8 protein-coding genes are annotated in these 8,324 nt (G+C 43.8%); all 8 read left to right on the top strand.

Features of this window, described 5'->3' with window-relative positions; all coding sequences use genetic code 11:
* Window positions 1–543: radical SAM protein (locus tag QVP40_RS06655; protein ID WP_288200361.1), on the top strand; the 543-nt coding region annotated here is incomplete at its 5' end.
* 102 nt (window positions 544–645) lie between these two features.
* Window positions 646–1,989 carry an MATE family efflux transporter gene (locus tag QVP40_RS06660; protein ID WP_288200362.1) on the top strand — a complete coding sequence of 448 codons (1,344 nt, stop codon included), beginning with the start codon at window positions 646–648 and terminating at the stop codon, window positions 1,987–1,989.
* 299 nt (window positions 1,990–2,288) lie between these two features.
* The gene (locus tag QVP40_RS06665; RefSeq protein ID WP_022067698.1) at window positions 2,289–2,951 is read left to right on the top strand and encodes a DUF3786 domain-containing protein; all 663 of its coding nucleotides are present in this window, start codon (window positions 2,289–2,291) and stop codon (window positions 2,949–2,951) included.
* A 17-nt stretch (window positions 2,952–2,968) separates the two neighbouring features.
* Window positions 2,969–3,703, top strand: a complete 735-nt coding sequence (locus QVP40_RS06670; RefSeq protein WP_243270994.1) for a ribonuclease III — start codon at window positions 2,969–2,971, stop codon at window positions 3,701–3,703.
* A complete protein-coding gene (locus QVP40_RS06675) occupies window positions 3,700–4,287 on the top strand; it encodes a hypothetical protein (RefSeq protein WP_022067700.1) in 588 nt (195 codons plus the stop codon). The genes QVP40_RS06670 and QVP40_RS06675 overlap by 4 nt, the downstream gene beginning before the upstream one ends.
* Before the next feature lie 74 nt (window positions 4,288–4,361).
* Window positions 4,362–5,474 (top strand): hypothetical protein, encoded by a 1,113-nt coding sequence (locus tag QVP40_RS06680; RefSeq protein ID WP_022067701.1) that lies wholly within the window; start codon window positions 4,362–4,364, stop codon window positions 5,472–5,474.
* Between the two features lie 33 nt (window positions 5,475–5,507).
* Window positions 5,508–6,710, top strand: a complete 1,203-nt coding sequence (locus QVP40_RS06685) for a hypothetical protein (RefSeq protein WP_022067702.1) — start codon at window positions 5,508–5,510, stop codon at window positions 6,708–6,710.
* A gap of 79 nt (window positions 6,711–6,789) precedes the next feature.
* The gene (locus QVP40_RS06690) at window positions 6,790–8,052 is read left to right on the top strand and encodes a PucR family transcriptional regulator (protein ID WP_022067703.1); all 1,263 of its coding nucleotides are present in this window, start codon (window positions 6,790–6,792) and stop codon (window positions 8,050–8,052) included.
* The last annotated feature ends 272 nt before the right edge of the window (window positions 8,053–8,324 follow it).

Below are 8,324 nucleotides of genomic sequence, written 5' to 3' on the forward strand. Positions count from 1 at the left end.
CATCTCCACCTTCCTCTTCAGTCCGGCAGCAGCCGTGTTCTGAAGGAGATGAACCGTCGCTATGACAAAGAGAAATATCTGAACCTGGTAGAAAAAATCCGTACTGCCATCCCGGATATTTCTCTTACAACGGATATTATTGTAGGCTTCCCGGGAGAGACAGAGGAAGATTTCCAGGAGACTCTGGATGTGGTAAAAAAGGCCGGATACGATACTGCCTTTACCTTTATTTATTCCAAACGCACCGGAACTCCGGCAGCCGCCAAAGAGGATCAGGTTCCGGCAGATGTGACAAAGGAGCGTTTTAACCGTCTTCTTGCCCTTGTACAGGAGCAGGGAAGAATCCGTTCCTCCCGGTTTGCAGGAACCGTTCAGGAGGTTCTGGTAGAAGAGGAAAGCAAGGAGAAGGGAATTTTTACCGGAAGGACCCAGTACAATCTTCTGGTACATTTTCCGGCAGATGAAAGTCTTCTGGGCACTTATGTAAATGTAAAGCTTGAGGAGTGTAAAGGCTTTTATTATCTGGGAAGTCTGGCTGACTGAAAAAGTATTTTCTGCAGTTGAACAGACTGTTTCAGGAAAGAATATTTACTTAAATGAGGAAAAGAGGAGAGAGAATTGAAAAACAGCAAATACGAAATTGATATGTGCAATGGCTCGATTATGCCCAAGCTTATTTCATTTTCGATTCCGCTGATGTTGTCCGGCATTTTGCAGCTGATGTTTAATGCAGTGGATATTGTGGTGGTGGGAAGATTCAGCGGCAGCCGTTCTCTGGCAGCCGTAGGATCAACTACAGCGCTGATTAATATTTTTACCAATCTGTTTATAGGTGTTTCTCTGGGAGCAAATGTGCTAAGCGCCCGTTTTTATGCTTCCGGAAAAGCAAAGGAAATGTCCGAGACCGTACATACTTCTATTATGTTTGCTCTGATCAGTGGCGTTGTGATGGCATTTGTGGGACTGGGCTTTTCCAGATTCGCCCTGGAGCTTATGGGTACTCCGGCAGATGTAATTGACCAGTCAGCCCTTTATATGCGGATTTATTTTATCGGAATGCCTTTTTTTATGCTGTACAATTACGGGGCAGCTATTTTAAGATCTGTGGGAGATACTAAAAGACCGCTTTTGTTTCTGATCATTTCAGGAATCACCAATGCGGTTCTGAACCTGATTCTGGTGATCTGGTTCCGTCTGGATGTAGCGGGAGTTGCCATTGCAACCATTATCGCTCAGATGATTTCCTGTATTCTGGTTTTGCGATGCCTGTATAAATCAGAGAGCAGCTATCAGCTCCGTTTTTCCAGACTTACTATTAAGTGGAAGTACCTGAAGCAGATCTTTCAGGTAGGTATTCCGGCAGGACTTCAGAGCACGGTTATTAATTTTTCCAATGCAATGCTGCAGTCCTCTGTAAATTCCTTTGGCTCCGTTGCCATGGCAGGCTATACGGCTGCCAACAATATTTTTGGCTTCCTTTATGCTGCAGCCAATTCTGTTACTCAGGCATGTATGAGCTTTACCAGTCAGAATTATGGAGTGGGTAAACTGAAACGAATGGACAAGGTTCTTGTAAACTGCATGATTCTTACTGTAGGAGTTTCCTTCAGCCTGGGTTTTGGAGCCTGGTTCTTTGGTTCCGGCCTTCTCAGGATTTACACCAGCGAGGCAGATGTGATAGCCTGCGGACTGGAGATCCTTGCCTTTACCACAGTTCCTTATTTTCTCTGTGGTATTATGGACCTTTTTCCGGGAGCGCTGCGGGGAATGGGCTATTCTGCCGTACCCATGGTCCTTTCCGTGATCGGAACGGTCGGAATGAGGATCATCTGGATCTATCTGGTATTTCCGGCTCACAGATCTCTTGATTTTCTTTTTATTTCCTATCCTGCATCCTGGACCGTTACCATTGTGCTTCAGGCGGTATGCTTTTTCTTTGTCAGGAAAAAAGTGCGAAGGACTGTGCTTGCAGGACAGTATGCAGCCTGAACGCAGACAACTGCTGATAGCTGTGAAAGAGAACAGGGAGGATTTCAGGAATAAAAATATAGATTCTATCATTTTTTAAGTTTTTTAAGACAGAGTATTTATTTGGCTTCAGGCCGTAAGAATACTCTGTCTTTTTCTGTAAATGTATGATAAAATCAAAAATAATCAATGAAGTCTATGAAATATCAGGCTGTGAGATTTTTGACAGACTTTTTATAAAACTTACCGGAAATATAAAAATATGACAGCTATAACCGAATCAGCTGATTTGGAAGCTGCAGATTAAGAAAGAGGGAAAAATGAAAGTATCCAATTATGAGATCACACGGAACAGGATGCGGGATGAATTTATAAAATATGACCAGGAAAAAATGATTCAGAAATTTTCACTGAAAAATGACAGACAGTATCTGTACCTGGATTTTATGGGAAGACCCTACAGAATCAACCGCAAAAACGGTGTGGTGGAATGGTCTGAGGACGGGTTTCACTCAGTCACTGAAGGAAATTTCAATGAGTCCATGACAATCTATGATGTGCTTTGCTATTCAAAAGATAGCTGCAGTCTGTCCGGAAAATTTTGTTCCATCAATATGCTGAAGGGTATTGTGAAGGCGAATCCTCCGGGAGTAAATCTGTTCCAGAAAACCGCTGACAGCTTTAACGGAAAGGTAGCGGCTCTTGAAAAGGCCTGTGGATCTTTTGGTGAAAAAACAGATTTGAAAGGCGATGTGGCGGTAAAGCTGTACCCGTTTTCTTTTTTGCCTGTGATCCTTCAGTTCTGGGAGGGAGACGAGGAATTTCCCGCAAACCTGAAATTTATGTTTGACGAAAATATCCTGCAGTACATCCATTACGAGACGATCTTTTATCTGCTGGAGCATGTGACAGGCAGGATTCAGGAGACTATGGTGATGGGGAAGAATGAATTCGGCGGAAGAAATCTTTATACAAACAAATGATTGGAGATATTGCTATTATGAGGAATCCATGGCCAATTTTCAGCATTGCTGCTCTCTCCGGAGCTGCGTGTCTGATTTATGATCACTTTTTTTCTTACGAGACTATGTGGATTGCTGTTGTAGTGTTTCTTGCACTGCTGGCTCTGTGCTTTTTCGCATATTGCAGATATGAACGCTGGTTGGCAAAGAAACTGAACCCCTATGTGGTGGCTTATCAAAGTGACCATGATCTTGAAAAACTGAAACAGGGACTGGATCACTGGCGTCCCTGGGCACTCAGCAGGCATTCTAAAAATATCATTACAGCGAACTGGTTCTCCGCTCTGCTGGAGCAAAAGCGCTGGGCAGAAGCAGAAGAGACTCTGGAACAGTTTCTGCATCAGGCAAAAAATACGCAGGATAAAATAGGGTATCACCTGCTTCGGGGTGATTACGCAAGGGCGATCGGAGATACAGAATTAGAGGAGCAGGAACGACTTCTGAGCCAACAGCTAAAAACCCGGCTTGGAAACAAAAAGGGAGAATCAAGAGTACCCGCAAACGCCAAAGAAAGTAAATATGCATTCTTTTGCTGGCTCTCTTTCAGCTTTGGTCTGGCACTGCTCGGAATCATCAGTAATATAATCGCCGGGGACTCAATCCTCGGATCATTTGGAGCCGGACTTTTGATTTTGAGCCTGTTTTCGTTCCCGGTCTGCCTGATCTGGCTGATCCTCTGGTTGATCCGGCGAAGAAAGGAGGCTGTTAAATGACTTATATTCTCCCGGTACTCTATGTGATTGTGTCTTATACATTCTTTCTTTTGGCAGTCTGTTTTGGCAATGCGATCACATTGCAGATAGTATCGATCCTTCTGCCCTTTATCATGGGAATCGTCAATTTGATCGTTGTGCTGACCGCAGGAAGAAAGTGGTCAAGAAAGACATTGCTGAACTGCACTTTGATCATCAAGTATGGACTGATCCCGTTCTATCTGGTCGGAGGGAGCATCACCGTATATGTAACGCTGATGGCATTCTTCCCATTGCCTCTGATGGCATTGTTCGGACTGGTAACTATTGTTTTTTTGATTTTAGGATACGGGATTCTGTTAGGGGCAGCTCCCTACGCCATCGCTTATCTGATAAAGTCATGGAAAGACGGCGTACATCCGAAATGGTTGGCGGTTTTAGCTGGAATCTGCCAGTTCTTCTTTTCCTTTGATGTACTTGCAATGATGGTTCTGACATTAAAGGAGCGGTACAGGGTCAAAACCACCATTGCCGTTTTCTGTGCAATGTGTCTTGCGCTCCTGCTGATCCTACTCTATGTGGTCATGACGCTGATCGGTGTATAATCGCCATTTATAAAGGATATGAGTTGTTCATACATAAAACAAATTTGATGGAATCGCAGAAAGGATTTACGCTTATGAAAAAACAATGGATTGCTTTACTGACAGGATGTGCGCTGGTGTGCAGTATGCTTGCCGGATGCGGCTCAAAACCTCAGACATCGGCTCCGGAAGCTGCGGGCAGAGATAAAGGCTGTACGGATGAGGCCATTCTGTCTCAGCTGAAAAATGACGGGACGCCTGAGTTCGTACTGGAGGGTACTTACTACACGCTTCCTTTGGAAACTTCCCGGCTGATACAGGCCGGATGGAGTCTGGAAACGGAAGAATATGATGCGGCTGAGGTTTCGCTGCAGCCCGGCGAGCGTATTTATGGGGAACTTTCCAAAGACGGTCAGGAAATGGATGTTGCAATCGTAAATGACGGGACAGAGCCATGTAAGCCTGCTGAGGGCGGAATGGTGGCGGAACTGGAATACTCTGCGGATAAGGATCAGCCAGATTCTGATTTCTTTGTAACGCTCAATGGGATCAACTGTGTCATGTCCAACGAAGCCTTACAAAAGGCGTTGGAAGGTGTAGACGGATATGAACTGAATTCCGCAGGAAATATCGACATTAATCGTACTGTTGGTGATGATGAGATTGCTGTTTATAAAGTCATGCTGGGTGATGACTACACAGCGATCACACTTGCTTCGGATAATATTTTTGAATACAAGGATTATCAGCCGCAGGAAATAAAAGAACAGGTATCAAATGAAAAGATTGCCGCTTACAAGGATACGACAACAGCCGAGATGGAGCCGTATGCTCAGGATTTCAATGCAATTATTGAGGGATACGAAGAAAATATGGCCGTTGGATTTTACAGTGAAGGTACCGTCTGGAGCGAAGAAGTTGGTGAATATAAGGCTATTGCCGGTACGCCGCTCTCTCCGGATGTATCTCTCTACATCGCAGAGGATACAACCGGCCAGCTTTACTGTATTGCCAACCAGATTTTGAATGAAGACGGTACAGTAAGTTCTGCCATTGAGCTTAAGGAAGGCGATCAGATTAAGGTCTGGGGTTATGCTTCACAGTATCTGGAATTACCGGAAGGCCTGAAAATCGTTGTGGTTCAGCCTGGTATCATTGAACGCAACGGAGAACTGGTGATTCTGGATAAAAATCTGAAAGCAGATTAATTTTTTTAGTGATTTTACAGGAAAAGGATAAAGATGGAGAAAAGAAAACTTTCAGGAAAAACAATTTTAAAGCTGGCAGGGGCGCTTTTGGCCCTGGTTTACCTGGGATTTTGCCTCTATGCGGGTATTACTGGAAAATTTTATGGTATGCACAGGAAGGAACACGTCCTGCGGTTCGGAGATCTTAAAAACTGGGTGTCAGGAGCGATGTCAGCGGTCATGATCGCTTTCCTGTGCATCTATTCTGCCATAAACGATCTGAAGATCCAAAAGGAACACAGGAAGTCATCTGCTCCGTTTTTTCTCCTTATGCTGCTGCTCAGTTTCCCTGTGCTTCTGGAGTCTTATCTGGATATTGGATGGATCGGGATTGTCATTTATGCCGGTATTGCAGCTTTTCTGTTTGGAATTGCATGGATTCCACAATTTTTAAATCAGTGGATCACCCGCCGGCTTTTGTGTGATAAACCTATGAGCGGCAGACAACAGATACAGATCATCGAATGGATTCATTTTTATCCGCTGAAAAAGTTACTGATTCTTGGGCTGTGGGGATTTGGTGTTGTACTGGTTCTGCGAGGTTTTTGGGTAACTGCAACCGGGAAAATTGAAATGGATGGAGAGCTTTTCCTGTTTTTACTTGGCATAGCAGTTCTGGTTGTGGCTCTGTTTCAGAAAATGAGACGCTATGTATGTACACCTTACCGAAACATTCCGGTGCTGAATCAGATCCTCAGCAAAAAACAGTTGGAGCAGCTGCTGGATGGAGAACATTTTGAGCCAGTAGAGTTTGAAGATGATACTATGAAAAAGTATCTGGAAATCTACCGAAGCCAGAACTGGATGCTGATCGGCGGGAAGTTAATCTCAAAAAAGCTGGCTCTGTGGGTAACAATGGATCGGTCTAAAAACGATACTCTGCTGAAAATTCTTTATCTGAACGGTACAACGGCAAAGGCGAGAGTGGATCTGGAGATAAGAGAAAAAAGATATGAAGAATTTACTGCTGTGCTAAGAGAACTGGTAGGATATGAAGGAACTCTTAAACTGTATGGAAAAGAGGAACAGCTGGCACAGAAATTTGCATCCTTTTTCCCGGAGCAAACTTCCGATCAGGAGCGTGTAGCTGCTTTTCTTTCACAGGATGCAACACTGATCCGGCAGGATTACATTCAGACCTTCTCCCCTCCGCCAGCTTCCCGGAAAAAGAAACGGAGCGGACAGAAACGGGAGTAAAAGATTTTCTGCATTTCTTTTGAAACTACTGGAGAAATACTGAACAAAAACAGCAGGAACATAAGAGGAAGGCTTTTAGATGGAGTTATATGTAAAAGATATCGAAAAAATATGGAGCAGCGGAGGAGCCTCTCTTGTAGCAGGGAAAAACGGGATCATGCGCAAAGTAGAATCCTATGACATGATGGAACAGCCAAAGATGAAGGAATGGCTGCGGGAGCATGTTCTTTTAATTACAACAGGCTATGCCATCCGCAACGATAAGGAGGCGCTTCTGGAGCTGATCCAAAACATGCATGAGGCAAATTGTTCTGCCCTTGCCATCAAGACAAGGTTTTTTGATGATTTTCCTCAGGAAGCGCTTCAACTGGCTGATCAGCTGGCGCTGCCTCTTTTTTTCCTGAATAACAATGCGGGGTTTCAGGATATTGTTTTTCCGGTAATGGTGGCTGTTGTGGAGGCAAAAAATCAGATTCATATGGATGCCCGATACCGGATGGGACAGCAGAATAAGCTGGAACAGGATCAGAAGCTTTTTCTGGAGCTTCTGACAGGCAAGATCACTCAGGAAGAGGAAGTGGAACATCGTACCTTTGCCCTTCACTGGCCCCCGGTTCCGGCAAGAGTGATCACTCTTCAGCTTGAAGAGAACGGGGATTATTCGCCCCTTCTGGAAATGAAACGGGAGATACAGATAAAAGAATCTCTTCGAGTTCTGGAAAAATATTACATACAGGGAACCTGTGTATGCCGTAAAAAATCCTGTTTTTGCATTATAGGAGGCAGCTGTTCTGAGGAGATGCTGAAAAAGATTTCTCTGGAACTGACTGAAAAAACAGAAACAGTTAATAACTGCGCCTGCTTTGCACTGATAAGCCAGGAGATCACAGGATATCTGATGCTTCCGGAGATATATCAGGAGATTACTGAAGGGTTCCGGATCCGAAAGATGAAAAAACAGAAGCAGACAGTTGTTTTTCTGAAGGATCTCCAGTATGACAGGATCCTGCTTCATATTGCGCAGCAGGAGGAAACGGGGCAGTTTGTTCAGAGAAAACTGGGGCCGCTGGCAGAATATGACAGAGCTCATGAAAGCGCTCTTCTGGAAACTCTTGATGTTCTTACTCAAAAGCATGGTTCCAGGAAGCTTGCAGCAGAGGCTCTTTATCTTCACAGGAACACAATGGCCCACCGTATCCAGAAAATACAGGAGATCCTGAACACAGATCTGGATAATATGGAGGAACTTCAGGAACTGGAATTTGCCTGCAAGGTAAGAAGATATATACAAAATAAGACAACAAATTTTAAAGACAAAAGAGGAATGAATCATACAATATAAGATGCACATATAGAGTTAAACCTTTTCTTTATATCTGTGTATTACGGATTCTGTTGTGCAAAATTGGAGATTTACACCTTTATGATTTGTACAATAAATGTGCGCTATGCACAATTCGTAATATAAAAATGGTGCTTTAGTAACGATGATTTTATTGATTTAAAGTGATATCATCTTAAACAAGAAGTGTGAAGCCGATGTGGGCGATCCTGCATCGGCTATTTTTTTACTAAAAGGAGCTTCTTGTATAATTCAAATATAAGGAATTCCCA

The organism is Blautia sp. CAG:257 (assembly GCF_000433815.1).
Lineage (GTDB): Bacteria > Bacillota > Clostridia > Lachnospirales > Lachnospiraceae > Blautia_A > Blautia_A caecimuris.